The sequence below is a fragment of the Klebsiella sp. CN_Kp113 genome, assembly GCF_040064585.1.
GTDB lineage: Bacteria > Pseudomonadota > Gammaproteobacteria > Enterobacterales > Enterobacteriaceae > Klebsiella > Klebsiella michiganensis.
Genome location: NZ_JBEAID010000019.1, coordinates 106,002 through 132,183 on the forward strand (window position 1 = coordinate 106,002; position 26,182 = coordinate 132,183).

23 protein-coding genes and 4 pseudogenes are annotated in these 26,182 nt (G+C 54.2%); 15 read left to right on the top strand and 12 right to left on the bottom strand.

Going from position 1 to position 26,182, the window contains the following annotated elements; genetic code table 11:
* Positions 1 to 58: 58 nt before the first annotated feature.
* Positions 59 to 853, top strand: a complete 795-nt coding sequence (locus ABLV30_RS12110; protein ID WP_025107949.1) for a helix-turn-helix transcriptional regulator — start codon at positions 59 to 61, stop codon at positions 851 to 853.
* A gap of 74 nt (positions 854 to 927) precedes the next feature.
* Here ABLV30_RS12110 and ABLV30_RS12115 read toward each other — a convergent pair whose 3' ends face one another.
* Positions 928 to 1,302, bottom strand: coding sequence for a helix-turn-helix domain-containing protein (locus tag ABLV30_RS12115; RefSeq protein ID WP_025107948.1), 375 nt, complete (start codon positions 1,300 to 1,302; stop codon positions 928 to 930).
* Positions 1,303 to 1,637: 335 nt separating this feature from the next.
* Between ABLV30_RS12115 and ABLV30_RS12120 the strand changes: the two genes are divergently transcribed.
* Together ABLV30_RS12120 and oqxB are read left to right on the top strand one after the other, a co-directional pair.
* Complete coding sequence (locus ABLV30_RS12120; RefSeq protein WP_025107947.1) at positions 1,638 to 2,813, top strand: efflux RND transporter periplasmic adaptor subunit; 1,176 nt, start codon at positions 1,638 to 1,640, stop codon at positions 2,811 to 2,813.
* A gap of 24 nt (positions 2,814 to 2,837) precedes the next feature.
* On the top strand, positions 2,838 to 5,990 hold the full coding sequence (gene oqxB / locus ABLV30_RS12125; RefSeq protein ID WP_038424435.1) for a multidrug efflux RND transporter permease subunit OqxB: 3,153 nt from the start codon (positions 2,838 to 2,840) through the stop codon (positions 5,988 to 5,990).
* A 63-nt stretch (positions 5,991 to 6,053) separates the two neighbouring features.
* On the opposite strand, the gene ABLV30_RS12130 is transcribed toward oqxB, so the two are convergent.
* The gene (locus tag ABLV30_RS12130) at positions 6,054 to 6,533 is read right to left on the bottom strand and encodes an Rrf2 family transcriptional regulator (RefSeq protein WP_004121015.1); all 480 of its coding nucleotides are present in this window, start codon (positions 6,531 to 6,533) and stop codon (positions 6,054 to 6,056) included.
* A 248-nt stretch (positions 6,534 to 6,781) separates the two neighbouring features.
* Positions 6,782 to 7,402 carry a histidine phosphatase family protein gene (locus ABLV30_RS12135; protein ID WP_025107945.1) on the bottom strand — a complete coding sequence of 207 codons (621 nt, stop codon included), beginning with the start codon at positions 7,400 to 7,402 and terminating at the stop codon, positions 6,782 to 6,784.
* A gap of 283 nt (positions 7,403 to 7,685) precedes the next feature.
* Between ABLV30_RS12135 and ABLV30_RS12140 the strand changes: the two genes are divergently transcribed.
* The 5 genes and pseudogenes from ABLV30_RS12140 to ABLV30_RS12160 all read left to right on the top strand — a co-directional run.
* The gene (locus ABLV30_RS12140) at positions 7,686 to 8,375 is read left to right on the top strand and encodes a YafY family protein (protein ID WP_265799767.1); all 690 of its coding nucleotides are present in this window, start codon (positions 7,686 to 7,688) and stop codon (positions 8,373 to 8,375) included.
* A gap of 70 nt (positions 8,376 to 8,445) precedes the next feature.
* Entirely contained in the window at positions 8,446 to 9,192 is a 747-nt protein-coding gene (locus ABLV30_RS12145) for an SDR family NAD(P)-dependent oxidoreductase (RefSeq protein WP_025107943.1), read from the top strand.
* Positions 9,193 to 9,490: 298 nt separating this feature from the next.
* Positions 9,491 to 9,637: pseudogene (locus ABLV30_RS12150) on the top strand (cytochrome b); the annotation flags it as partial.
* Positions 9,638 to 9,748: 111 nt separating this feature from the next.
* Positions 9,749 to 10,297: a tetratricopeptide repeat protein gene (locus ABLV30_RS12155; RefSeq protein WP_014838337.1), complete on the top strand. Its 549-nt coding sequence runs from the start codon at positions 9,749 to 9,751 to the stop codon at positions 10,295 to 10,297.
* Positions 10,298 to 10,319: 22 nt separating this feature from the next.
* Positions 10,320 to 10,457, top strand: a pseudogene (locus tag ABLV30_RS12160) (RNA polymerase sigma factor); the annotation flags it as partial.
* An 87-nt stretch (positions 10,458 to 10,544) separates the two neighbouring features.
* Here the strand turns inward: ABLV30_RS12160 and ABLV30_RS12165 are convergent.
* Positions 10,545 to 12,030 (bottom strand): annotated as a pseudogene (locus ABLV30_RS12165) (PLP-dependent aminotransferase family protein).
* Positions 12,031 to 12,068: 38 nt separating this feature from the next.
* Between ABLV30_RS12165 and ABLV30_RS12170 the strand changes: the two are divergent.
* Together ABLV30_RS12170 and ABLV30_RS12175 are read left to right on the top strand one after the other, a co-directional pair.
* Entirely contained in the window at positions 12,069 to 12,836 is a 768-nt protein-coding gene (locus ABLV30_RS12170; protein ID WP_265799769.1) for an arylamine N-acetyltransferase, read from the top strand.
* A 621-nt stretch (positions 12,837 to 13,457) separates the two neighbouring features.
* Positions 13,458 to 14,429, top strand: a complete 972-nt coding sequence (locus ABLV30_RS12175; RefSeq protein ID WP_014229168.1) for a hypothetical protein — start codon at positions 13,458 to 13,460, stop codon at positions 14,427 to 14,429.
* 291 nt (positions 14,430 to 14,720) lie between these two features.
* Here ABLV30_RS12175 and gap read toward each other — a convergent pair whose 3' ends face one another.
* From gap to ABLV30_RS12190, 3 genes and pseudogenes are all read right to left on the bottom strand, one after another.
* Complete coding sequence (gene gap / locus ABLV30_RS12180) at positions 14,721 to 15,731, bottom strand: type I glyceraldehyde-3-phosphate dehydrogenase (protein WP_025107940.1); 1,011 nt, start codon at positions 15,729 to 15,731, stop codon at positions 14,721 to 14,723.
* A gap of 78 nt (positions 15,732 to 15,809) precedes the next feature.
* The gene (locus ABLV30_RS12185) at positions 15,810 to 16,790 is read right to left on the bottom strand and encodes a helix-turn-helix domain-containing protein (protein ID WP_014229170.1); all 981 of its coding nucleotides are present in this window, start codon (positions 16,788 to 16,790) and stop codon (positions 15,810 to 15,812) included.
* 233 nt (positions 16,791 to 17,023) lie between these two features.
* Positions 17,024 to 17,235, bottom strand: a pseudogene (locus tag ABLV30_RS12190) (hypothetical protein).
* 200 nt (positions 17,236 to 17,435) lie between these two features.
* Between ABLV30_RS12190 and ABLV30_RS12195 the strand changes: the two are divergent.
* Positions 17,436 to 17,888 (top strand): GNAT family N-acetyltransferase, encoded by a 453-nt coding sequence (locus ABLV30_RS12195; protein WP_014229171.1) that lies wholly within the window; start codon positions 17,436 to 17,438, stop codon positions 17,886 to 17,888.
* 287 nt (positions 17,889 to 18,175) lie between these two features.
* Here the strand turns inward: ABLV30_RS12195 and ABLV30_RS12200 are convergent, their stop codons facing one another.
* A complete protein-coding gene (locus ABLV30_RS12200) occupies positions 18,176 to 19,087 on the bottom strand; it encodes a LysR family transcriptional regulator (RefSeq protein WP_025107939.1) in 912 nt (303 codons plus the stop codon).
* A gap of 96 nt (positions 19,088 to 19,183) precedes the next feature.
* Here ABLV30_RS12200 and ABLV30_RS12205 point away from each other — a divergent pair, with 96 nt between their 5' ends.
* Positions 19,184 to 20,173 (top strand): NAD-dependent epimerase/dehydratase family protein, encoded by a 990-nt coding sequence (locus ABLV30_RS12205; RefSeq protein WP_265799772.1) that lies wholly within the window; start codon positions 19,184 to 19,186, stop codon positions 20,171 to 20,173.
* Positions 20,174 to 20,287: 114 nt separating this feature from the next.
* On the opposite strand, the gene ABLV30_RS12210 is transcribed toward ABLV30_RS12205, so the two are convergent.
* Both ABLV30_RS12210 and gstA read right to left on the bottom strand, forming a co-directional pair.
* The gene (locus tag ABLV30_RS12210) at positions 20,288 to 21,115 is read right to left on the bottom strand and encodes an aminoglycoside phosphotransferase family protein (RefSeq protein WP_025107937.1); all 828 of its coding nucleotides are present in this window, start codon (positions 21,113 to 21,115) and stop codon (positions 20,288 to 20,290) included.
* 227 nt (positions 21,116 to 21,342) lie between these two features.
* A complete protein-coding gene (gene gstA / locus ABLV30_RS12215; RefSeq protein WP_265799774.1) occupies positions 21,343 to 21,948 on the bottom strand; it encodes a glutathione transferase GstA in 606 nt (201 codons plus the stop codon).
* Positions 21,949 to 22,068: 120 nt separating this feature from the next.
* On the opposite strand from gstA, the gene ABLV30_RS12220 reads away from it, so the two are divergent.
* Positions 22,069 to 22,944 (top strand): LysR family transcriptional regulator, encoded by an 876-nt coding sequence (locus ABLV30_RS12220; protein WP_025107935.1) that lies wholly within the window; start codon positions 22,069 to 22,071, stop codon positions 22,942 to 22,944.
* Between the two features lie 47 nt (positions 22,945 to 22,991).
* On the opposite strand, the gene ABLV30_RS12225 is transcribed toward ABLV30_RS12220, so the two are convergent.
* Positions 22,992 to 23,219 carry a DUF1272 domain-containing protein gene (locus ABLV30_RS12225; protein WP_071846104.1) on the bottom strand — a complete coding sequence of 76 codons (228 nt, stop codon included), beginning with the start codon at positions 23,217 to 23,219 and terminating at the stop codon, positions 22,992 to 22,994.
* Positions 23,220 to 23,527: 308 nt separating this feature from the next.
* Between ABLV30_RS12225 and ABLV30_RS12230 the strand changes: the two genes are divergently transcribed.
* Together ABLV30_RS12230 and ABLV30_RS12235 are read left to right on the top strand one after the other, a co-directional pair.
* Positions 23,528 to 24,391 carry an alpha/beta fold hydrolase gene (locus ABLV30_RS12230; protein WP_025107934.1) on the top strand — a complete coding sequence of 288 codons (864 nt, stop codon included), beginning with the start codon at positions 23,528 to 23,530 and terminating at the stop codon, positions 24,389 to 24,391.
* A 170-nt stretch (positions 24,392 to 24,561) separates the two neighbouring features.
* Entirely contained in the window at positions 24,562 to 24,987 is a 426-nt protein-coding gene (locus ABLV30_RS12235) for a VOC family protein (protein ID WP_025107933.1), read from the top strand.
* 194 nt (positions 24,988 to 25,181) lie between these two features.
* Here ABLV30_RS12235 and ABLV30_RS12240 read toward each other — a convergent pair whose 3' ends face one another.
* Positions 25,182 to 25,835 (bottom strand): LysE family translocator, encoded by a 654-nt coding sequence (locus ABLV30_RS12240; protein WP_025107932.1) that lies wholly within the window; start codon positions 25,833 to 25,835, stop codon positions 25,182 to 25,184.
* Between the last annotated feature and the right edge of the window lie 347 nt (positions 25,836 to 26,182).

Here is a 26,182-nt window from a genome sequence, read left to right on the forward strand (position 1 = left end):
TTGCGCGTCTCCTTAAATACTCTATTCTGTCAAAAAATACCTAAATGTTGCCAATGAGATGCCATCCAGACTTGCCCATACCCTGTTTGATCCCGATAGCACGCCGAGCCCTGCCGTCGCGCGGCATATTGATTTCGTTGATTACGCGGCAGAAGTGCCGGTTCATACCCACCGCAAGGGACAACTGATCGTTGCCCTCTATGGGGCGGTGATTTGTCGTGCGGAAAACGATATCTGGATAGTGCCGCCAGACTGCGCGGTGTGGATCCCCGGTGGGATCCCGCACAGCGCCAAAGCGACCTGGAATGCGCATCTCAACTATTTGTTTATTGAACCCGGCGCCGCCGCGCTGCCGGAGAAATGCTGCACGCTGGCGATTTCGCCGCTGATTAAAGCGTTAGTTGACCGCTTAACGAATGCGGACGTCGATTACACCGCGGAGAGCCATGTCGGCAGGCTGACCAGAGTGACGCTCGATGAGCTGGCCACCATGCCGCAGCAGAAGCTGAGTCTGCCGGTTTCGGCGCATCCTAAGATCCGCGCCATGGCGGATGCGCTGGTCAGCCACCCGGAGGATCGCAGCACCTTTAAAGTTTGGGCGAAACGGCTGGCGCTCAGCGAGCGCTCATTAGCACGCCTGATGCTGCGCGAAACCGGTCTGACCTTCGGGCGATGGCGTCAGCAGCTGCATTTGATTATTGCCCTGCGGGAGCTGGCAAGCGGGGTATCGGTGCAAAACGTGGCGGCTAATCTGGGGTATGAGTCGGTCAACGCGTTTATCACCATGTTCAGAAAAACGATGGGGAGCACCCCCGCGCACTATTTTGCCGGTCGAAGAACGGCAGATCCCTGAGCGGCGCGCAGGTTGGATGCGGAGTGAGGCGCTTAATATCCGCCGCGGCCACAGCGCCGCGGCGAGCGCAAAATTTAGTCAGAGAAGGGCGGGGGCGGCTGGCGTAATCCCGTCGTATCCGGGTTGCCGATGCTGCGGCGCCATGCGCCGGGGGCCTGGCCGAACTGACGCTTGAAGCTGCGGTTGAAGGACTGCTGGGAGTCAAAGCCCAGGGCGATCGCCACATTCAAAATCGGTTCGTCGCTGTGGGCTAAGCGCTCGACCGATTTTTGTAGTTTTTGCGCGCGAATATACTCGGCGAGAGGATAACCGGTATGCTCCTTAAATAGCCGCTGCAGATGCCATTTCGAATAGCCGGCTCGCCTGGCGACGGTGCCAATATCCAGACGGCTATCAAGATTGTTGTCGATCCAGTCGAGTAAATCGTGAATGAATGCGCCAGTGTTCATCTGATGTACCTCTACGCAGCGTCTAAAAAAGCATCTTTATCTGTTGCATTTAAAGGTGGCCCGTTTTTGCACTAATTGCAAGTTTTATTGTTGCATTTAAATCCATGCCGGAAACGCGCCATTTTTAGGCGCCAGGAATAGCACATAAAGTGCAACAATTATTCTTGCACTAAATTTAGCGCCTTCCTACAATCGCCGCGATAGTGTATTCGCAACTGTTACAGTTTTGTGGCGATGAACGACACAAATGGCCTTAAGCCAGCCCGGACAAAGGAAGTGGCGCGGTGTCTTCCGCTGCGTCTTGCCCGGCGGCTACCAATACCGGAATAAAAATAATGAGCCTGCAAAAATACTGGGGTAACTTTCATCTGACTGTGCCGGGCGTGATGCTGCTCTCGGCGCTCCTCGTTGGATGCGATGAGGGCGTCGCGCAAAACGCCGCGCCGCAGGCGCCCGCCGTCAGCGCCGCTGATGTGGTCGTCAAATCCATTAGTCAGTGGGACAGCTTTAACGGTCGGATTGAAGCGGTGGAAAGCGTCCAGCTGCGACCCCGCGTCTCCGGCTACATTGACAAAGTGAATTACACCGACGGCCAGGAGGTGAAAAAGGGGGAGGTGCTGTTCACTATCGATGACAGAACCTATCGCGCCGCGCTGGAACAGGCGCAGGCGACGCTGGCGCGAGCCAAAACGCAGGCCAGCCTGGCGCGAAGCGAGGCTAACCGTACCGATAAATTAGTCAATACCAACCTGGTCTCCCGCGAAGAGTGGGAGCAGCGCCGCGCCGCGGCCACCCAGGCGCAGGCCGACATTCGCGCCGCGCAGGCGGCAGTCGACGCCGCGCAGCTTAACCTGGACTTCACCAAAGTGACCGCGCCTATCGATGGCCGCGCCAGCCGGGCGTTGATCACCAGCGGTAACCTCGTCACCGCCGGCGACAGCGCCAGCGTGCTCACCACGCTGGTGTCGCAGAAGACGGTTTACGTCTACTTTGACGTGGACGAGTCGACCTACCTCCATTATCAAAATCTCGCCCGCAGCGGGCAGGGCGCGTCCAGCAATCATCTGGCGCTGCCGGTGGAGATTGGCCTGGTTGGCGAAGAGGGCTACCCCCATCAGGGCAAAGTGGATTTTCTCGATAATCAGTTAACGCCAAGCACCGGCACCATCCGGATGCGCGCGCTGCTGGATAACGCGCAGCGTCAGTTCACGCCGGGTCTCTTTGCCCGCGTCCGCCTGCCGGGCAGCGCGGAATTCAACGCCACGCTTATCGATGATAAAGCGGTGTTGACCGATCAGGATCGCAAATATGTTTATGTCGTTGATAAAGAGGGTAAAGCGCAGCGCCGTGATATTACGCCGGGCCGTCTGGCCGACGGTTTGCGCATCGTGCAGCAGGGGCTGAAGCCGGGCGACAGAGTCATCGTCGATGGTCTACAGAAAGTGTTTATGCCGGGCATGCCGGTTAACGCGAAAACCGTGGCCATGACCGCCAGCACCGCCATCAACTGATCCCTTGACCTGAGAATCCAACCCATGGACTTTTCCCGTTTTTTCATCGACAGGCCGATTTTTGCCGCCGTTCTGTCGATTCTGATTTTTATCACCGGATTAATCGCCATCCCGCTGCTGCCGGTGAGCGAATATCCTGACGTCGTGCCGCCCAGCGTGCAGGTGCGCGCGGAGTATCCGGGCGCCAACCCGAAAGTGATTGCCGAGACCGTGGCGACGCCGCTGGAAGAGGCGATCAACGGCGTTGAAAATATGATGTACATGAAATCCGTCGCCGGTTCTGACGGCGTACTGGTGACCACCGTAACCTTCCGTCCGGGTACCGATCCCGATCAGGCGCAGGTTCAGGTGCAAAACCGGGTATCGCAGGCCGAGGCGCGTCTGCCGGAAGATGTGCGGCGTTTGGGGATCACCACCCAGAAGCAGTCGCCGACGCTGACGCTGGTGGTGCATCTGTTTTCGCCAAACGGTAAATACGACTCCCTGTACATGCGTAACTACGCCACGCTGAAGGTGAAGGATGAACTGGCGCGCCTGCCCGGCGTCGGCCAAATTCAGATCTTCGGCTCGGGCGAATACGCGATGCGCGTCTGGCTCGATCCCAACAAGGTGGCGGCGCGCGGGTTGACCGCGTCGGATGTGGTCACGGCGATGCAGGAGCAGAACGTCCAGGTTTCCGCCGGGCAGCTTGGCGCCGAGCCGCTGCCGAAAGAGAGCGACTTCCTGATCTCCATTAACGCCCAGGGGCGCCTGCATACCGAAGAAGAGTTTGGCAATATTGTCCTGAAAACAACGCAGGACGGTACGGTCGTCCGCCTGCGCGACGTGGCGCGTATCGAAATGGGCTCCGGCAGCTATGCGCTGCGTTCCCAGCTGAACAATAAAGACGCGGTCGGGATTGGTATCTTCCAGTCGCCGGGGGCGAACGCCATCGATTTGTCTAACGCGGTGCGCGCCAAAATGGACGAGCTGTCGAAGCGTTTCCCGCAGGATATGAAATGGGCGGCGCCTTACGATCCGACGGTATTTGTTCGCGATTCCATTCGCGCGGTAGTGCAAACGCTGCTGGAAGCGGTGGTGCTGGTTGTGCTGGTGGTGATCCTGTTCCTGCAAACCTGGCGCGCGTCGATTATTCCGCTGATCGCGGTGCCGGTTTCGGTTGTGGGTACCTTCAGCATTCTCTACCTGCTGGGCTTCTCGCTGAATACCCTGAGCTTGTTCGGGCTGGTGCTGGCCATCGGCATCGTGGTGGATGACGCCATCGTGGTGGTGGAAAACGTCGAGCGAAATATCGAGGAAGGGCTGGCTCCGCTCGCCGCGGCGCATCAGGCGATGCGTGAGGTGTCCGGCCCGATTATCGCCATTGCGCTGGTACTGTGCGCGGTGTTTGTGCCGATGGCGTTTCTCTCGGGCGTGACCGGCCAGTTCTACAAGCAGTTTGCGGTGACGATCGCCATCTCCACGGTGATCTCCGCCATCAACTCGCTGACGCTCTCTCCGGCGCTGGCCGCGCTGCTGCTAAAACCGCACGGCGCGCCGAAAGACTTCCCGACCCGGCTTATCGACCGTCTTTTCGGCTGGATTTTCCGTCCGTTTAACCGTTTCTTCCACCGCAGCTCGAACGGCTATCAGGGGCTGGTGGGAAAAACGCTCGGACGACGCGGGGCGGTGTTTGTGGTCTATGTGCTGCTGCTCTGCGCGGCGGGCGTCATGTTTAAAGCGGTACCCGGCGGATTTATACCGACGCAGGATAAACTGTATTTAATCGGCGGCGTGAAAATGCCGGAAGGTTCATCGCTGGCGCGCACCGATGCGGTGATCCGCAAAATGAGCGAAATCGGGATGAATACCGAAGGCGTGGATTACGCGGTCGCGTTTCCGGGGCTTAACGCGCTGCAGTTCACCAATACGCCGAATACCGGAACGGTCTTCTTTGGCCTGAAGCCGTTCGACCAGCGTAAACATTCGGCGGCGGAAATTAACGCTGAGATCAACGCGAAAATCGCGCAAATCCAGCAGGGCTTTGGCTTCTCTATTTTGCCTCCGCCGATTTTAGGGCTTGGCCAGGGTTCCGGCTATTCGCTCTATATTCAGGACCGGGCAGGTCTTGGCTATGGTGCGCTGCAAAGCGCGGTAAACGCGATGTCCGGTACCATTATGCAGACGCCGGGGATGCACTTCCCGATCTCCACCTACCAGGCGAACGTGCCGCAGCTGGATGTCCAGGTCGATCGTGATAAGGCGAAAGCGCAGGGCGTGTCGCTCACCGATCTGTTTGGTACGCTGCAAACCTATCTGGGATCGTCTTACGTCAATGATTTTAACCAGTTCGGGCGGACCTGGCGCGTGATGGCGCAGGCTGACGGCCCGTTCCGCGAAAGCGTGGAGGATATTGCCAATTTGCGCACGCGGAATAATCAGGGCGAAATGGTGCCAATCGGCAGTATGGTGAATATCAGCACCACCTACGGGCCGGACCCGGTGATTCGCTACAATGGCTATCCGGCGGCGGATTTGATTGGCGATGCCGATCCGCGCGTACTCTCTTCCTCGCAGGCGATGACGCAGCTGGAGAAGATGTCCGGCCAGATATTGCCGAACGGGATGAATATCGAATGGACGGATCTGAGCTTCCAGCAGGCCACGCAGGGCAATACGGCGCTGATCGTCTTCCCGGTGGCGGTGCTGCTGGCGTTCCTGGTGCTGGCGGCGCTGTATGAAAGCTGGACGCTGCCGCTGGCGGTGATTCTTATCGTGCCGATGACGATGCTCTCCGCGCTGTTTGGCGTCTGGCTGACCGGCGGCGATAACAACGTGTTCGTACAGGTGGGGCTGGTGGTGCTGATGGGGCTGGCTTGTAAAAACGCGATTCTGATCGTGGAGTTTGCCCGCGAGCTGGAAATCCAGGGGAAAGGGATCATGGAAGCGGCGCTGGAGGCGTGTCGCCTGCGTTTACGCCCGATTGTGATGACCTCTATCGCCTTTATTGCCGGGACCATCCCGCTGATCCTCGGTCACGGCGCGGGCGCGGAAGTGCGCGGCGTTACCGGGATCACGGTTTTCTCCGGGATGCTGGGGGTGACGCTGTTTGGTCTGTTCCTGACCCCGGTGTTTTACGTGACGCTGCGTAAATTCGTGACGCGCGGTAAACCGGCTGAGGACGTTTCGCCGGCGTAGGGTGCGGCAGATAACAAAAAACCGCCTTCACAGTGAAGGCGGTTTTTTGGCGCTCAAGGAAAATTAATGGGCTTCTTTATATTTGGCGATAAGTTCAGGCACCGGATCGCACCCGCTGGTATCGGCTTTTTTCACTTCTTCCAGCGCGCTTGCCACGGTGTGGCGTGCCAGTACCTGTAGCGAAGCCTGCTCCGCTTCATCGGCGATAGATTTGAAGTACCAGCACGCGTTTGCGCTGACCACGCAGCGGGCGGGGACGTCAGGGCGCGACGCCCACAGTTTTTTATCTTCGATAACGGAGACGTAGATATCGCGCAGGGTGATCTCTTCCGCCGGGCGGCCAAGATGAATAGAGCCGTTGCGGCCAAGCGTTGAGACAATAATGCCGTCACGGGTGAGAGGAACCATGAGTTTGCGGATAAAGCTCGGGTTCGCTTCCAGGCCGTAGGCCAGAATCGCGCTCGTCGAACGTTCACCCAACTGCTCCGCCATTGCTACGCTGAGAACCATCTGCAAAGCTGTCGGGAAGCGGTAATCTAACATTTTCTTATCCTGGGTAGCGGTGAATCTTGTTCTTTTTGGCACCGCAGAGGTGAGTAAGCAATAAACAACAATATACCAAATACGGTAATTTTTTTGAAGCAATCTGCGCTTTTCCCACCAGGTAAAAAAGCGTGAGTGAGAGCGGGACCAGCCGACGCTTCACGCCATGGCGTGAGGCACTGATGAAAAATGTATCAGCATTTAATACCCGCTCGGGCACACAGGACCCCCGGGGTCTTAATGGGCGTTTATCGTTGAAGTTGAATGAGGTGGGTAGCCATCCCCCATCTGAGCGCGGCGCATTTGCCGTCCGTAAAATCGAAAACAGAGTAACTCGCATTGGGGTGAGCATAGCGAGAGAAGTTATCGAGAGTCCCCTCTTTAAGTAACGCCAGCACGCCCTGACTGACATGCCCGTGAGAAACAACACCGACGATCTGATGTTCATTGGTATTTTGCAGGTGTCGTAAGAAATTTATCACGCGTCGAGTCGCCTGGGCTAACGACTCTCCCTCCGGGGGACAATAGGCTGCATCAAGGGCGAGCAACGCATCTGCATCACGCGGATTGTCTCGCCTGAAGTGCTCGAAAGATATCCCTTCAAAGCAACCAAACGACTGTTCCTTAAGAGATTCTTCAACTTTTAACGGGCAGCCAAGACCTTCAGACAGCTTCAGCCCCATGTGCAAGGCGCGCCCAAGCGGGGAGCTGTAAACACATTCTATCGGATATGCCTCTTTCGTCAGCGCTGTCAGTAACGCCGCTGTTTCTTGCATACCGCGGTGGGTTACGAAGCTGTCGCGACGCCCCTGAATAATCCCTCTATGATTCCACTCGGTTTCTGCGTGCCTCACCCATATCACTTTCATCGTATTTGAGATCCGTTATCCAACGTGACTACCCGTTTGTTTATCTGATTCAGGGCGAAAGTGTAGCATGGTGAACGTTTGAAGCCGGTTTCTGGATATTATCCAGCGATAATGTCCGCTTCTGGCACAAAGCACTGCCTACCAAACTCACCCTATGTCCTGTCGCGGTGTATTAAACAACGGGGAGCCACTCAGCTTAAGCATGTACGTTTGCTTTATACTAAGATATTTATCCAACAGAGGCGTTAAGATATCGTCTCAGGATCAAGATGGATTTATCAGCATGACCAGAACAGAAAGGCTTCTCGAATTACTACAGATATTAAGGGCGCAAAGATATCCGATCACGGCATCCGCTCTCTCAGAAAGATTAGAAATAAGCGTGCGTTCCCTTTACAGAGATATAAAAACGCTACAGCAGCAAGGCGTGTGCATTGAAGGGGTGGCTGGAATGGGTTATATCGTTAAGTCTGACTTTCATTTGCCGCCCTTAAATCTTTCTCATGAAGAAATCAATGCTATTATACTTGGGCTTAATTGGGTTTCTCATAATACGGATAATGATTTCAAAAAAAACGCAAGGAATGCGCTTGCCAAAATACATGCCGTTATTCCCGGCGAATTAAAAAATCTTATTGAGAGTCAATCCTATCTGACCGGTCCCACAGAAAAGAATGAGGTGTTTTTTGAAGACTTGCGTAATGCGATTAAAAAACGAAAGAGGATCAAAATAAAGTATTGTGATAAGAGCAATGTTAACTCTTCTCGAGTCATATGGCCCATCGCATTGGTATATATGGAGTCATGCTGGCTTTTGGTTGCATGGTGTGAAATGAGAAAGGATTTCCGTCATTTTAGAACGGACAAAATACAAGGCATTGTGCCGCTGGATTCCAGGTATAGTGAAAGCAGGTTAGTTTTATTGAATAAATGGAGAATGAAAGAGGGGATCGGCCCGGAGAAAGAGTACTGACAAAAACTGTCACTGCGAATTTGTATACTTCCTCAGATGTAAGACTCAATGCTACGTCATAGGGGGAATTATGAATTTTCAAAATAAAGTGGCTGTTATCACCGGCAGCACTGCAGGTATAGGCGAGGCAGTCGCAGAGCAGTTACACAAACATGGCGCGAAGGTCGTCATTGTATCCCGCTCGTCAGAGGAGGCGAAACAAAAAGCGAAACAATTGTCTTCACAGGGGCAACCAGCAATGGGGATCGGATGCGATGTGTCACAGCCCGAACAAGTACGGCAAATGATAGATGACGTTATCAACTATTTTGGCAGGCTTGATTATGCTGTCAATAATGCAGGCATAACAGGTGAGCATGGTAAAAAGATAACAGAGCAGACAGTTGAAAACTGGGATAAGGTCATTGCCACCTCATTGAGCAGCGTTTTTTACTGCCTAAAATACGAGATACCTCAGATGATGAAGATGGGGGGCGCTATCGTTAATTTATCTGCAGTAAATGGTCTGGTTGGCATTCCTGGGCTGGCGCCTTACACCGCCGCTAAGCATGGTATAATTGGTTTAACCCAAACCGCAGCGCTGGAGTTTGCATGTCAAGGCATTCGCATCAATGCCGTCGCTCCGGGCTATGTCCAAACCCCACGAATAAGCGAATTCCCTGAAAATATCGTACGCAGTTTCGCAAATAGCCACCCTATGAAAAGGATGGCAAAAATGCAGGAAATCGCAGACTTCATATTGTTTTTGTTGTCAGATAAATCAGCGTTCTGTACCGGAGGCGTTTATCCCATTGATGGTGGTTTTTTAGCTGAGTGACATTCCCGTTAGGTTTTTAAGCCTCCGTTTTACCGCGTCAGAGGCCAGGGGCATGCCGGGCCGTTCCGTCAGCGTCAGCCCGGCGCTGGCTATCACTGATATTTGGCGACAAGATACTCCTCTTCGCTGCGTCGCCAGAAATGTGAAGGAATAAACGGGGATATATACTCATACGAGGGCGCGAAGAAGGATCGTACCTGAGCCCGGCGATAAAAAACGAAAAAACGTATTTTTTATCGAATAGATTAAAAGGTTGTGGCGTTAACTCATCATCAACGTACTGATGGAGTCATCATTTATGACTGCAACAACGCAACCGCTAACACAACAGTGCCGCGATAGTTTTACCCTGGCACGACATTGGGTCACCGCAGCCAATGTCATTTTCCTGTTTGCAAGCGCACATATCCGGGAGCCGCTGGAGCGGGGAACGCCCCTGAAAAAAAGCGGCGGGCCGGTCATATTTGCTGCGCGCTTTTCCCTCACTATCTGCTACGGGACAGCATACCGCGTCGTATGCTGCCTTGCCGTTCTTTTCGTTAACCCGGAGTTCACTATGAACACGTTGTCGTTTTTACATTCCGCCATTAATCAACGTCTGCTGCTGCCCGTGGTGTTTGCTCTGCTGACCACGCCGGTTTTGGCCGCAGGTGACAATAGTACCAATAGCAAAACGCCGGACTGCCCCAGCGGTCAGGTGTATGACAGCACGAAAAAACAGTGCGTCCCTGAAAAAACAAGCCAGCTCAGCGATGAAGATAAAACGCGTTATGCCTATCATCTGGCCAAAAAAGGGGAGTACCAGGCGGCCCTGGACCTGCTCAACACCCTGAAAAATGGCGATACCGCGGAAGCCTGGAATTACCGGGGCTATGCCACGCGTAAGCTGGGCCGTACCGATGAGGGCATCGGCTACTATCAGCGTTCAATCGCGCTCGATCCGACCTATGCCAAAGTACGTGAATACCTTGGTGAAGCATGGCTGGCGAAAGGCCGTCCTGACCTGGCAAAAGAGCAATTGAAAACTATCGCCACGCTGTGCGGCCATAGCTGCGAGGAGTACCGGGATCTTCAGGCAGCGATCGACGGTCATCCTGAGTCCTGAATAAGAGTATGAGGATAAAAAAATTACGACCAGCGGCGACCGTCAGCATCTTGCTGCACATCTGATACGCCTGTGGCGCTATGGGCTGGTTCTGGTTGTCGAAGAGCTGGTTCAGTCTGCCTGTGTCCGCGCGCTTGAAAAAAGCGCGCGGTTCACCCCGAGGAGGCGGCCGACACGTTGCCCGTCCCGATTGGTTACCCTATCCTGGTTTTATCTCCAATTGACCGGCCCCGGGCAATAGCCGCTGTCAATGTTCCCTGGCCAATTCGTGGCATACGATACCGAGCTGTTCCACGGCATGCAAAAGCGCGGGGGTGGGTTCATTCGCACCGTTCAGGCGCAGGTAGTTTTGCAGTTCCGCCGCGCCCGGGGAAAACAGCGGCCCCGGACTGACGCCAATGCCCAGGGCGAGTGCGCGACGATGTACCTCCAGCGCATCTATCCTGGAGGGGAGTTGAACCCAAATCAAAAAGCCGGCTTCCGGAGCCGCGACGCGCGTGCCCGGTGGGAAGCAGGCTTCAACTCGGGTGATGATAGCGCGCATACCTTCCGCAATCCGCAGCTTCAGATGCCGCAGGTGCCTGTCGTAATCGCCGCTGGCGAGGATCTCGTTTGCCGCGGCTTCAATCAGCGGCGCGCCTGCCCATTCTCCGGCCATGCGGGCCTGCAATACCGCGGAGTGATAGCGTCCGGCAGCAATCCAGCCAATTCGCCAGCCCGGCGCCAGGGTTTTCGACAGCGAACTGCAATAAATCACATTTCCGTCCCTGTCGAAGGCTTTACACGCGGGCGGACGCTGGGCGCCACCGGCAAGATCGCCATACACATCGTCCTCAATGAGCGGGATGCCCTTATCGGCTAGCAGCGCCACCAGCGCCTGTTTGCGCGCCACGGGCATGCTGGCACCCAGCGGATTTTGCACCGTGGGTGAGGCGAGCACGGCCGCAGGGCGGTGGCGCTGGACAGCCTCTTCAAGGGGCGCCAACAATAAGCCTTCAATCGGGTCTGTGGGGATCTGTAACGCCTTCAGACCCAGATCTTCCAGCAGCAGAAGCGTGCCGAAGTAGGCGGGCTGCTCAATCGCGACAGCATCACCCGGCTGGCATACCGCGCGGAGCGCCAGACGTAGCGCCTGCCGTAATGATAAGGTCATCCGCGCCAAAAAGAGCGCCCCACTGCGCAGCGCGTGCGGCAATCTTTCTGCGCAGGTCCGCTCTTCCCGGGGGCAGGCTGTAGCTCTGCCCGCGCGCATCAAGCCGACGACCGGCGGTGTGCAGTGCCCGCTGTAGTGCATCCACGGGAAGCCAGGCGGGATCGGGTAGCGCGGCGCCAAGCGGCACCAGACGCGCTTCAGCGCTACCGAACAGCGACCGGGCAATGGCGGACATAGTCACCGGCACCGGACCGGGCAAAGAGGCAGCGCGCTGTTCATTTCCGGAGGCGGCTGGCTGGCGGACAAAATAGCCTGAACGCGGTCGCGCGATAATCAGACCCTCCGCCTCAAGATAACGCAGCGCTTCCAGGGCCGTGGGGAGGCTGACCTGCTCGCGTTCGGCCAGTTTACGCGCGGAGATAATGCGATCTCCTGCCCGTAAAGCGCCTGAAGCAAGCGTCAGCCGCAGCATATCGGCTATACGGCGGTAGTGGGGCGTCGGCGGGGATATTTCGGACATCGTCATCTGTATAGTCTGCTTTTTGATAAATCTGACTATACAGGCGAAGCGGGGCGCCATCTATAGTGTGTTCCACACCAACCAGCCGGGGAAATCACATGCACAGCGACAGTTTTGACCTTTCACTTTACTTCCGCCGCATAGGCTATAGCGGGCCTGCGGCAGCGGATACCGCAACGCTACACGCGCTCATGCGTCACCAGCTCTTTGCCATCCCCTTCGAAAATCTGGACGTACAGGCAGGTAAAATCGTGTCGATGGAGCCCGATGATATTGCCAACAAGCTCTTACGGCAGAGACGGGGCGGCTACTGCTATGAACTCAACGGGCTGTTTACCATGGCGCTGGAAGCGCTGGGCATTGCCTGGCGGTTTGTCGCGGCGCGGCCCATGTTTTATCCCGCGCGCCGGCCTAAAACCCATATGGCGGTCGTCGCGGAAGTCGAGGGCTGTCAGTGGCTTTGCGACCTTGGCTTTGGGAGCTACGGTATTCGCGCGCCGCTGGCCCTGGATGAACTTGATACGGACATTATCCAGGATTTCGATACGTTCCGGCTTAGCCGCGATGCGCACGGCGACTATCTGCTGCAGGCAAAAGTTGAGGGAAGCTGGGCCAACCAATACGGTTTTGACCTGTCACCTCAGGAATGGATTGATTTTGCTCCGGCCAATTTCCTTAACTCCACGCACCCCGACGCGGTCTTTGTACAAAAGCTGCTGGTTATACAGCATCAGCCCGAGGGGCGCTTTATTCTGCTGGGCAATACGCTCAAGAGCATTACCGCGGATCGGGTAGAAAAGCAGCGGCTGGAAGACGATGAGATTGCGCATGTACTTGAGCAGCGCTTTGCGTTATCTGCCCGCTAATTAATCAAAAGGGCCAATGAGTCCGGGGCGGAACGGGCATGAAGCAGGGATGCCGGGGGAGCCATCGCGATCGCCATGAGGCGGGAGTGACCGCTTCCCCGTGCCTCTCTCAATCTGTTCATCTGCTGCGATATCAGCAGCGGGCGATTATTTACGTTGCCGGCGGGTATATGAAATAGCAGATAATGCAAATAAAAAACTAACGCCACTTTTAATAAACAAGGCTATTCAGTTAATTACCACTACAAAAATAAGATAATTCTATCTGAGCTGGCCAATCCGTATCCGTAGTACATATTTTCGCCTCATAATCCCCTGCGTCTGGAAATTCATTGCTAACAAGTAGTTACAGCTATGCGGCAATATTTTTGGCGATAAAGAATGGTTAAAATAAAATCATCTACTAAAATCAAATTGTTGATTAAATTCATGCACTGCTCGTTCATATTAATTTAGATAATTGGCTCTGTGTCGAATGCCCAAAATTTAAGCAGCGGGTGATAGCTGCTGACGATAATTATCCCGCTCGATATTGCCCTGGGTCTGGCAGGTAAATTCCTGCTCTGGACGTTTGTGTAAAACGACACCGGGCTAATTGAGTTATTTCAAAGGACAACGTAAATGACGAATATCTACGACTCTACCAATATAAGCAGTCAGGAAGCGGCCAGGCACTTGCCTGCGGCTGCTGTAAACAGCGCGAGCGCGGTTTCATGGGGGGCGATATTTGCAGGCGCCGCCGCTGCCGCCTCGCTGGCGCTTATGCTGCTCATGCTTGGCGCCGGATTAGGCCTCACCTCAATCTCTCCCTGGGAAAATCAAGGTCTTGCGGCGGGTACCGTCGGTATTGCCGCCATCGCCTGGCTGACGTTTACCCAAATTGTGGCGTCAGGAATGGGGGGATATCTGGCCGGACGGCTTCGGACTAAATGGGTTGATACGCATACCAATGAAATCTATTTCCGCGATACGGCGCATGGCTTTCTGACGTGGGCGGTGGCGCTGCTGGTATCAGCCGTCCTTTTAACCACCACCATCAGTTCACTCATCGGCGGCAGCGCAAAAGTCATTGGTTCCGTTGCCGGGGGCGCGACGGCAACCGCCGTGAATAACGCGGGGGAGGGATCATCGATGTTATCGAAGTCATCGATGGAATATTTTACCCGCTCGCTGTTCAGGGCTAGCGGCTCCACTCCGGCAGGTAACAGCAACGCATCGGGCAATGATGTTATGGCCATGAATCAGCCGGCGCCGCCAAAGGCGGAGTCACCCGCTCAATTAGCCGAGGTGACGGGCATTTTTGCTAACAGTATTTATTCTGGCGCGCTTCCCAAGGATGATCTGACCTATGTGGCGCAGCTGGTTTCTCAGAATACCGGCATCAGTCAGCAAGAGGCCGAGCAGCGGGTACAGGCGGTTTATGATAAAGCCCAGGCTAATTTGAAAGAGGCAAAAGATAAAGCGCAGCAGGCCGCAGACGCTGCCAGAAAAACCACCAGCTACGTCACTCTGTGGTCATTTATTTCTCTGTTAATTGGCGCTTTTGTTGCCAGTCTCTGTGCCACCTATGGCGGCCGTCAGCGTGATTTATAACGTCTAATACTCATTATACGGGAGGAACCTATGCGTTCAATATTGCTTTTCTTTCTGGGTGTGCCAATCCCTATCATTATTTTAATCGCGCTATTTGTGCACTGACTATTTTCCGGCCCCGCAGGAATAGTGGTTAAGTAAATACTGACCCTCGCACATTACCGCTAAAGCATAAATGCCCTTCGAGGGCATTTATGCTTTTTATCAGGCGCTCAGAGGAGCCTGCTGCGCGTCACCAGGGAATCTCTCCGCGACAGAGTGATGTCAACTATCAATAACACCCGCAGTGAATTAACGCTCACGCCTTGCCATCATTAGCGCCAGGTCAACGAGGCGGTTAGAGAATCCCCATTCATTGTCGTACCACGCCAGAATTTTAACCATATTGCCGCCAATCACCAGCGTTGACAGACCGTCGATAATCGACGAACGCGGGTCACCCTGGTAGTCGCTGGAGACGAGCGGTTCATCGCTATAGCCGAGGATCCCTTTTAGCGGCCCCGCCGCGGCGGCTTCACGAAAGGCATTGTTCACCTCTTCGGCCGTCACCTCTCGCGCCAGCGTCACGGTCAGGTCGACAATAGACACCACCGGTACCGGGACGCGCAGCGAGTATCCCGTTAATCGGCCATCCAGCTCAGGAATAACTTTGCCCAGCGCCTTCGCTGCGCCGCTGGAGTAAGGCACTATCGACAGCGCGGCGGCGCGAGCGCCGCGCAGATCTTTTTCCGGCTGATCGTGCAGGGCCTGGCTGTTGGTGTAGGCGTGGGTGGTGTTCATCAAACCGTGCTTAATACCGAAATGCTGGTGCAGAACCTGCGCGGCAGGCGCCAGACCGTTGGTGGTGCAGCTACCGTTGCTGACCACGTAGTGTTTATCCGGGGAGTAGAGGCCATCGTTAACGCCCATCACGATGGTTAAATCATCGTTTTTGCCGGGGGCGGAGATAATCACGCGCTTTGCGCCACCGCTGTGGATATGCACCGCCGCCTTGTCGCGATCGGTGAAGAATCCGGTGGCTTCAATGACGATATCGACTTCACGCTGATGCCACGGGATATTGGCCGGGTCGCGTTCGCTGAATACGGTTATGGGTTTACCGTCAACCACAAGCTGCCCTTCACCGGCGGTAACGTCCGCGTCGAGCTTACCGAGCAGCGAATCGTATTTTAGCAGATGCGCCAGCGTTTTGCTGTCCGTCAAATCGTTGATCGCCACAATCTGAATATCCGAATTGCCCAGCGCAGCGCGCAGTACGTTGCGTCCAATACGGCCAAAACCGTTAATACCGACCTTTACCATGATTAACTCCTTATCCATTGTCTCTGGCGTCAGAGTAGGCCGGGCAGGCTTTGGCGTAAATGACAAAAAAGGATCACTTTACGCCATTTTGCGACAGTGAAATCGCTGGCGATATTCCCCGGGTGTGAGGTGAAGCTGTTTTTCAAACAGCCGTCGCAGGTTAATGCTGCTGCCAAATCCAGTTTGTTCGGCGATACGATCCAGCGTCTCGTTAGTTTGCTCCAGACGCTGCCGCGCGGCGGCCAGACGGGCTTCGGCGACGTAGCGCGCCGGCGAAGCACCGGTTTCCCGGGTAAATACGCGGGTGAAATTCCTTGGACTCATGGCGACCCTTTCCGCCAGTTTATCCACGCTGAGATCGGCGGTGAGGTTTGCGAGCAACCACGCCAGCAGATCGTTAATGGGGCCCAGGGTGCTGGTCTGCTGAAGGTTGTAGCGGCTAAACTGCAGCTGGCCGCCGGGACGACGCAGGTACATGACGAAATCCTGGGCAATATCGCGGGCCAGGCTGAAGCCGTAGTCCTCTTCAACCAGCGCCAGGGTGAGGTCGAAGCCGGAACTGACCCCGCCAGAGGTCCAGATGTGTTCGTCCTGAATGTAGAGCGGACCGCCTTCGACGCGTACCTGAGGAAATTCCGCCTGCAGGGTATCCAGTAGCTTCCAGTGGGTAGTGGCTCGCCTGCCGTCCAGCAGCCCGGTTTGCGCCAGCAGCAGGGCTCCGCCGCATATGGAGGCAATGCGGCGGGCATGGGGAGCCGCAAGGCGCAGCCAGTCAACCACCGCAACCCCTTCCTGCGGGTTTTGACCTCTGCCGGTAATCATGATGGTATCGAGCGGCTCGCGAGGGTCTATCTCATGAAGGCGATGATCGGCCAGCAGATTTAAACCGGACTGACCATGGATCACCTGATGCGGCTGGGTGGTCGCTAGCTGGACCTGGTAGCAAAGCTCCCCGGCGCCTTCCGGGTGCAGACGGTTGGCCTGCATCAGAATGTCGGCAATACCGGCGGATTCAAAAAGCATGCCGCCATCCGGGACAATAATAAGTATCTTCTTCATGTCCTGAAAAGTAATCTTTTTACAGAATAAGTCAACAGAACAGACGGGGAAGGGGAAATTTTTGCCACCGCAGCGACGCTCTCGTCTCGCTCGCTGATGGTGTGACGTCGACGGGATGGGGTTGCCTGATGAGGCTGGTCTCGCACAAACTGGACTGGAAAAATAGTACCGAATGTCTGCTATGAGCGAGGAATGGAAGTTGAACACTCTGCTCAACGTCGCCAAATGGAGCCTTAATCTCCCAGTTTTTCGCGAGTGGGACCTTCAAAGTTGATGCTACTTATATGGCAACTACGCGGTTGACCTAACAAAAAACGAATGGTTTCCCAGATCGAGCGCCCCTTCATTAAACGTTCCCCATTTTTGATGGGCTATCTATAAACGTATCTAACCCTGTCAGTTCGAAATCCGGGGGGACAACCCGGTCACACGTATACTGTTTAATAGCGAACCAGGGAGAAGACAACGTCTGATCCTGGCACGGAGCGGACGAACTAACTGAGTTGAATCTCCGCTATGAGCTAATAGCAGACATAACATCCCCGGGATAGTTTGGGAAAGGATACTCTTCCAGCATCAGTTTCGGTTCATGCTTTCTGAGGCAGGATACTTTATGCTGGTTACTCTCATTTATAGGATACGACCATGATAACTGTAGAGAAATCCGATCCATTTTCTTCAGAGTCCCATCGCTTAATCGAAATGCTATCAGCTGAACTTGCCGCTATTACGGGGGATAGTGGCAAAAGCAATTTCACCGTTGAAGCAATGAATGATGACAAAGCCTTATGGGTATTGGCAAAGAATACTCATGGCGAAGCAATAGGATGCGGCGCTATTCGGCCGATAACGCAAAATATAGCCGAGCTTAAAAGAATGTTTTCAGACCGAAGCGTGCCTGGAGTTGGGGGAGCTTTACTCACTTTTCTGGAAACATCTGCAAAAGATATGGGATATAGCGAACTCAGACTGGAAACCCGACACATCAACCATCGGGCAGTAAATTTCTACGAGAAAAATGGATATATTCGTATTGAAAATTACGGCCCCTATGTCGGTAGGACAGAAGCCGTGTGTTTCTCAAAAGCATTGCGCTGATTGTATTAATTGGACCCGCTTTCCGCTCCAGGCACAACGCTGTCTACCAAACTCCACCAATGCCCATTTAGCTATAGCGTTAAGGCTGTGAGAGTAAAGACAGATAATGATAATGCGCAGGATCGTGTGTTGCGCTCATGCAGAACCATGGTCATCGCGGTTTCTGCATCGACGCGGAGCTGCCGGAGGAGGGCGTAGCGGCCGGCATGACCGAGGAGCGGGATTCCTCCCGGAGAAAACGCGCGGAGTATACAGGCACTTTAAAGGGGCCATTTCTCCATGGCGATTCACTGCGCCTGTTTCTGGCCGATATATTCCTCTAATCCCTTTGTAAGAACATCGAAAACCAATTTGCAGCACAGACTATTACGCAGGTCTTCGTGCATGACGATCCAGGTATCAAGATAGATAGAAAAGAAATTCGGCAGTAATCTCCGCAGTGGAACATAGCCATTGGCCAACTGCACCTGGCATATGCCAATGCCGGCACCGGCACGAATAAGATTCAGCTGAGCCACGTCGCTGTCGGTGCGCATGGAAAATGCATTCCGGCTTAGCTGAGGGAATTTTTCCAGGGCCTTACGGATGAAAGGCGTATCCTGATCAAAGCCAACCAGCGCATGTTTCAGCAGATCATCGCTATTTTCAGGCGTGCCATGTCGTGCAAGATAGGACGTCGATGCGTGGAGACCGAGTTCAATGCGGCCAACGCGACGCGCAATAAGCTGTTCCTGTACTGGCGTCGTCATGCGTACAGCAATATCGGCTTCCCTGTGCAGTAAATCCTGAACCCGGTTCGACAGAACTAATTCAATCGTTATTTGTGGGTGAGACTCCCTGAGCCTGGCAATAAGCGGCGGCAGAACTTCAACGCCGATAACGTCACTCGCGGAGACGCGGACGACGCCATGAATGGACGCGCTGTTATGACTAAAGTTGGAGGCTGTGCGCGCTAGCGTATTCGCGGTGCTCTCCATCGCTTCGGCATGCACCCTCAGCGCCAGCGCCGTTTCAGTCGCCAGCAAGCCCGTCTGCGACCGCGTGAACAACACCTGGCCCAGAGCGGACTCGAGCGCAGCGATATGCCGTCCCGCCGTAGGCTGCGTAATCGAAAGCCTGCGTGATGCGCCGGAAAGCGAGCCTTCCCTGAGCACAGCCAGAAATGTTCGGTACCACTCCCATGGGATAGATGTATTCATACAAATTTGTATAGCTGCCCTATAAAGATATGCAATTCCATTTAGCTCTGCCTGTACGTACGCTGTCAAGGTCAAATCAGCAAAGAGGCAGACAATATGGAAACCCGAGGCAAGGTCCTGATACTTGGCGCAACCGGCGGAATCGGTGGTGAAACGGCGCGCCGGCTCATTCAGAACAAATGGGACGTTCGTGCCCTAAAACGAGGACTTCATGGCAGTGAACGACGTGGTGACATCCAGTGGATAGGGGGCGACGCTCTCGACCCGGAGCAGGTCGCCGCTGCGGCAGCAGACTGTAGCGCGATCGTTCACGCCGTCAATCCGCCCGGCTACAGAAACTGGAAGCATCTGGTGCTGCCTATGCTGCGCAACACGATTGGCGCAGCAGAACGAACCGGCGCCTTGATCGTGCTTCCCGGGACCGTTTACAACTATGGACCTGACGCTTTTCCGCTATTACGGGAAGACGCTCAGCAGACGCCGGTCACCAGGAAGGGAGCTATCAGGGTACAAATGGAGAAAGAACTGGCGGCCTATTCGCAGCGTGGCGGGCGGGTATTGATCGTCCGCGCGGGGGATTTTTTTGGTCCACGCGCCGGTAATAACTGGTTTTCTCAAGGTCTGATTAAGCCCGGCAAGCTGCCTGGCGTCATTGCCAATCCAGCTTCGTTTGCAACCGGTCACCAGTGGGCTTACTTACCTGATGTCGCGGAAACGATAGCTGCGCTGCTGGCACGACGCGAGGAACTTGAGCCCTTTGCACGTTTTCATATGCAAGGTCACTGGGATGCCGACGGCAGCGAAATGGTCAGCGCGATTCAACGCACAGCGGCACGCTATGGCGGCATGGCCAAAATACAATCATTTCCGTGGTGGTTGATGTACCTGGTAGCACCTTTCAACGCAACCTTACGCGAACTTCTGGAGATGCGGTACCTGTGGCGCCAGCCGGTTCGCCTGGACAATACGAAACTGGTGAATTTTTTAGGTGCCGAGCCTCACACCCCTCTTGATGAAGCTGTCCATGCGACATTACAGGGCCTGGGCTGCATTGATCGTACCGAGATGGCTCGTATAACAATATAGAGACGCTCCAGGGTTGCATCTGGCATGAAGCGGACAGGCTAACTGGGCCAAAGGTCCGCTATGAGCGAGGAACGGACGTACAGGAAACCATTACCCCCATTGTCGACTTCCCACTCACCGTTCCAGTTCAGTCATCGCCAACTCGGCAACTTTTATTGTTGTTGAAACAGTATCGTTACTTGAGAGGGACCAGGCGGTTGAAAGACCACACCATGCAATTATCCATTTGAGCAGGCGTTCTCTGTCCAGGTCAGCCATTCTGGTGACGATGCTTAGACGCTGTTTAAATGTCTCCGGTACAGCCGCAACAGGAGGTACTGGATTACCAAGATCCGGATTAGTAAAAATATTAGCAAAGTCGAATCCCCGTTCACCTATTAGCCCTTTGGGGTCAATGGCAAGCCAGCCAGATGTTTCAAAATCAAGCACATTTCCGTGATGTAAATCGCCATGCAATACGACCACATCTCGAGGAGAAGAAAGCAATTCCTCTGAAATTTCTGCGCAACGTGTCAGGATACCGCCATATTTCAAGGCTGCTGGTTTTAGAGGATTAAACCATTCATGTAAAGGCGTAAGCTGGGGAAACGGTCTTTTTGCGCATGAATGAATTTGGTTCGCAGTCATACACAAAATATGACAGGCTACGTCATCCTTATCTCCACGGGACATTGCTGATAAAGAGGAGGAACCTGTGGCTCTTGAGAGAAGAATTGCTTCATTTTCATGTGCAATCACCTGTGCCGCACCATTCCCTTCCCACCATGCCATTAGTGCATTACCGGCTTGTTCATCAAGGTCATCCGTAACTTTTAGCATGGCTTTAATACCATGTGCTGCTGTTTTGACCGGATACAACTGTGATGTATGAGTTATAAATGGAGTGCCATCAGGAATGAGGTTCCAGCGACTTAGCCAGGGTTTTAACTTGAACGTATCCATAAAGCTTTCTTTGAAATCCTTACAATCAAAGTGGTAAACAGGTATGCATTCAGGCATTTTACCCCATAGGTGAAGCGCTTTCCTGCATGCTGTCTTCTGGTAAGACAATGTCCGCTCCTGGCACGCAGCAGACGGCCATCGGACGCGCAATCCGCCATGGACGAGGAGCGGACTTTCCATTTTGCAGATACTCAAAAGCGGTGTCCCGCAATCAGCGATTACCAACCTTAAAGCGACGCCTCGGCCAGTAATGCGGCCTGTACCGCAGGACGGGCATTGATCGTTTCCCTGTACGCCAATAGCGCAGGCCAGCGCTCCAGTGAGATTGAGAAGAATTTACACCAGCCCAGCACAGTGAAAAGGTAGGCATCAGCCACGCTGAAGGATGGGCCAGTCAGATAGGTTTTTTCGTTGAGAGTCGCCTGAAGGAAATCGAACTGTCGGAACAGCTTCTCACGAAAAATCGCTCTGACCTCTTCGGGCAGCGCGGGATTGAACAACGGTGCCGAGCCAGCGTGTATTTCACTGGTGATAAAGTTAAGCCATTCCTGCAGACGCACCCGAGCCCAGCTGTCCGCACGCGGCGCCAGGCCGTGTTCTGGTTTTAGATCGGCGAGGTACTGCACGATGGCCGGGCCCTCAGTGAGTATCTGACCATCATCGAGCTCAAGGGCCGCGACATAACCTTTAGGGTTAATGGCGCGGAAGTCGCGACCATCAGCGGTGATCTTGCTTCTGTTGTTGACTCTAACCAGTTCAAACTCAAGTTGCAGTTCGTGCAGCACAATGTGCGGCGATAACGAACAGGTATCCGGGGCGTAATAGAGTTTCATTTTGTCTCCGTTAAAGGTAAAAAGCGGTCGGGGGACGTCCTGAGCTCACTGTATTTGACGCGGAATGCGCTGTAAAATTAATGATAAAGAAAATAACTATTAGCTGAGCTACTGATAATCATGATGAACCTTTTACATTGGCGCTTACTGGTGGCGGTGGCGGATGCCGGCAACATCTCGCGCGCCGCAGAGGAGATAGGAATGACTCAGTCCGGCGCCAGCCAGGCAATCGCCCAGCTAGAGTCTTCACTGGGATTTTCGGTATTTATACGTGAGCGACGATATATCGGCGTGACCGCGCTGGGCGGGCAGGTTGTTGAACACGCAAGAAACATGCTTTCGCAGCTGAATGCCATCCGCGAACTGGCCGATGAGAGACGGGGTTTAAATCGCGGGCGCATTCGCCTGGCCAGCTTTCCATCAGTGACGTCCACCTTGTTGCCTGGACTGCTGCGGGACTTTAAGCGCCTGCATCCGGGTATTGACGTCGTCATCCTGGAAGGCTCGGACGAGGAGGTCGAGGAGTGGCTGGCCGCAGATACCGTTGAGCTGGGGGTAGTCATGAATCCCGAACCCGGCCGTGCTGACGTTGTATTAGGGCAGGATGCATGGGTAGCGGTACTGCCAGCCACTCATCGGCTGGCACATCATGCCAGGACGTGTGGCATAACGCTAAAGGCGCTGGCAGACCAGCCCTTTATTCTGGCGACAGGCGGATGCGCCGTTAATGGTAAAAGCCTGATGGAAAAGGCGGGTCTGCAACTTGTTGATATACGCGTGACGGTACGCGACTGGATTAGCGCCTGTAAGCTGGTCGCGGAAGGGATGGGAGTCGCCATTGTGCCTGAATCAGCCCTGCCAGAGGCGTTGCGCAATCTGTGCGTGGTGCCAGTGACGCCTGCCATACACCGTGAGTTTCGGCTGGTCTGTTCGTCATCCGGAACGTCTTCCGGCGCAACGCAGGCGCTACTTAACGCGCTACGTAAACGAGGATGAGCGGGCACGCGGCGAACCGGATCGTCAGCGATAAGTGACAAACCGGCTTATTGTTTATATCGGCGCAGGCTGGAGGCGGGATGCCGAAGGAGGGCTGATTCGGGGCGTATTGGGCGGCGCACCAGCTCTCCCCCACAGTTCGGGCACCGGCCTTGCAGCCGCTGAGTCACGCAGTCAACGCAAAAGGTGCATTCGAATGAACAGATGTACGCGCTTGTTGATTCTGGCGGCAGATCGTTATCACAGCATTCACAATTAGGGCGAAGTTCAAGCATGGTGATCTCCTGCTATTAAATAAAGGGGCGTCATGAGCGCGCGAGGGGCATCTGCCTGTCCCGTATTCGAACCGCTGCGCTTAATCTGCACGAGATGAGCATGATCGACAGGTCGAAAAAAAGCAAGAGATTGAGTGGCTTATCAGTACCAACCGCTTCTGGCGCTGGTGGTTGGGGGAAAAGACCGCTGAGCCTGTGCAGCGCGAGAAGAGGACGTTAATAGAGGAATAAAAACATCGCCAGATTTGCCCGTGGCGGCTACAGTTAAAATTATTTAACTGGTATGACCACGTGGGCGGATATCTTTTATGAACCTGATAACAATCCCTGTAAAGCAGGGGGATGTTCTGGCTGCCACAGTATGGGAGAGAAACGATGCTAAAGCGCTGGTGATCCTCCATCCTGCCACCGCGGTATCACAGGCGTTTTACAAGGACTTCGCTGAGTACCTTTACGCAATGGGATTCAATGTTCTGACCTACGACTATCGGGGGATAGGTCATTCCAGGTCAGGCACGCTGCAACACTGTCATGTCTCAATGTCTGACTGGATCGAGCAGGATGTCGGCTGCGTTACCGCCTGGGCAAAGCTGCGTTTCCCCAATCTTCTGCTGATGGCGGTAGGGCACAGCGTTGGCGGGCACGCTATTCTGCTTTCAACGGCCACCCGGTCGCTGCATGCGGCGGTTCTTGTTGCTTCGCACGCTGGCGTCACCCGCACAATTCAACAAACGCAGGAAAAGCTCAGAGTCTGGTTTTTATTACGTATTCTGGCGCCGGTTCTGTGTCGTACCTTTGGCTATATGCCTGCCAGACGCCTCGGGCTGGGGGAAGATTTACCCGCGCCCGTCATGCTGCAATGGGGGCGCTGGAGTGCCATGCCCGACTATTTTTATGACGATCGCGCCTGGGATGCGCGCCGACGGGCAAGCGAAGTCACGTTACCCCTTCTGGTACTCGGTTTTGATGACGATCCCTGGGCTAATTCTGCAGCGATTACGCGCCTGATGGCGCCGGTGGAAAACGCAAAAATTGAACGCCGCGAGATCCGGCACGCGGATTATGGTATTCCGGTCATCGGCCACATGGGCTTTTTCCGTACCCGATGTGCGGAAAAAATATGGCCTGAAGTCGGTCGCTGGCTGGCAAGCCAGTGTCAACCCCGGGGATAATGTCTTTCCGGCTATTTCTCTTATAGTCGAAGAGATTAACAGGGCATGCTATGCCGTAACCGTCGGTGCTCAGGTTTCAAAGCGGCAACAGGCGCATCCGGGGAAATAGTTCATCGCGACTCAGAGAGATATCATGTCTGTTCAAAAAAGGGCGAAGAGGATGCACTAAGATGCTGGCTTATATCACTATAGGTACAAATGACTTTCAGCGCTCCGTGGACTTTTATGAGGCTATTTTTAAAGTTCTTGGCTACTCACGACTGCCAGCCTGGACAGAAAGCTGGGCAATGTGGGGGGATGAAAATAACCCACATGAGGTATTCAACTTCTGTATTTGTCCTCCTTTTGACCGGCATCCCGCAACGGCGGGAAACGGGACAATGTTCGCATTCCATGCAGACAGCGCTGACCTTGTCAGGCGGTTTCATGCAGCAGGCCTCCTTGCGGGAGGGGAGAATGAAGGCGAGCCAGGGACACGAACCGCATACGGCCCCGACTTTTATGTTGCCTATCTGCGCGATCCTGACGGGCATAAGCTGGCATGCGTTTGTCAGCATTATTCTCCTGAAGCAGATAAGTTCGTAGATGAAGAATAGTGGCTTCACTTATCACATTTTAGGGTTTTGAGCGTTTATAACGCTTAGCGGTGAAAGGCGGCATTTCCGGCAAAGACACTCAATATCGTCTTCGGCTTGCACAGTCCGCTCCCGGCACAAAGCGGACCGTCTGAAGCGTCGCGAGGTCTGCTATGAGCGAGAGGCGGACACTGGGTTTACTGTTTCGGTAAAACTTACCGGGCAGATTTCGAGACTACACCAGACCCGCTAAACAACATGCGGATACCAAGGCCTATCATGACAACGCCTGTAAATCGTTCCTGCCATTTGATAAAGCCTGGGTGTTTACGTAGCCAGTTTCCAAATGTCCCTGATGCCATTGCGACTGACCCCAGGGAAACAATTCCTGCCAGCTTTTGGATACTCCCCAGAACAAGCAATTGCAGCCAGACAGGACCCGCGGCGGGATCGATAAACTGAGGAAGAAAAGCAAACATGAACAGCAGGGATTTTGGGTTCGTCAGGCTGTTCAGGGCACCTTCCTTAACCGCATTCCAGTCAGAAATTATTGCGGTTTTTCGCAGCCGAGTATCTGTGCCTGAAGTCGCTATCATTTTTATGCCCAGCCACATCAGATAAGCCGCACCAGCCCACCTTAGCAGATCCAGCGCAACTGGCCAGGCATGCACAACGGTCACCAGCCCAAGAACAAGAAAAGAAACTTGCGCAAAACCTGCGACAAAGACATTGCCCAGAACCGTAAGCAGTGCAATACGTCTTCCCTGACCGACTCCTCTGGCGATGGTCAGCATCATGTCTGGCCCCGGAGAAATTTCCAGAAGCGTCAGCGCGAGAAGGAAAGTCATAAACGTTTCGATGGAAGGCATCGTGGTTGAGTCCGGAAAAAAAAAATTTCTGCTACGTTACCTCAGACTGATGCGAGCCGAAAGTGGAAGATACTGCAACGTCCGCCTACGGCACGAAACGGACAAGTGCAAAGGTCCGCTATGAGTGAGAAGCGGACATAGATAGGGCTAAAGATTTGTGCATGATGCATTCAAGGATGATTTATTCTCTGTATTAGAACCTGTAGAGCGTTTTAGCATCATTGGTCGTTCAATCAGCCATATATGAACTGGCTTGCTGACATCGTCAGATTACCTGTAACCGGCCGACAGTCACCTTTATTTGTTAACAGACACAGTTATAAATCTCGACCTGAACCAGGACCAGC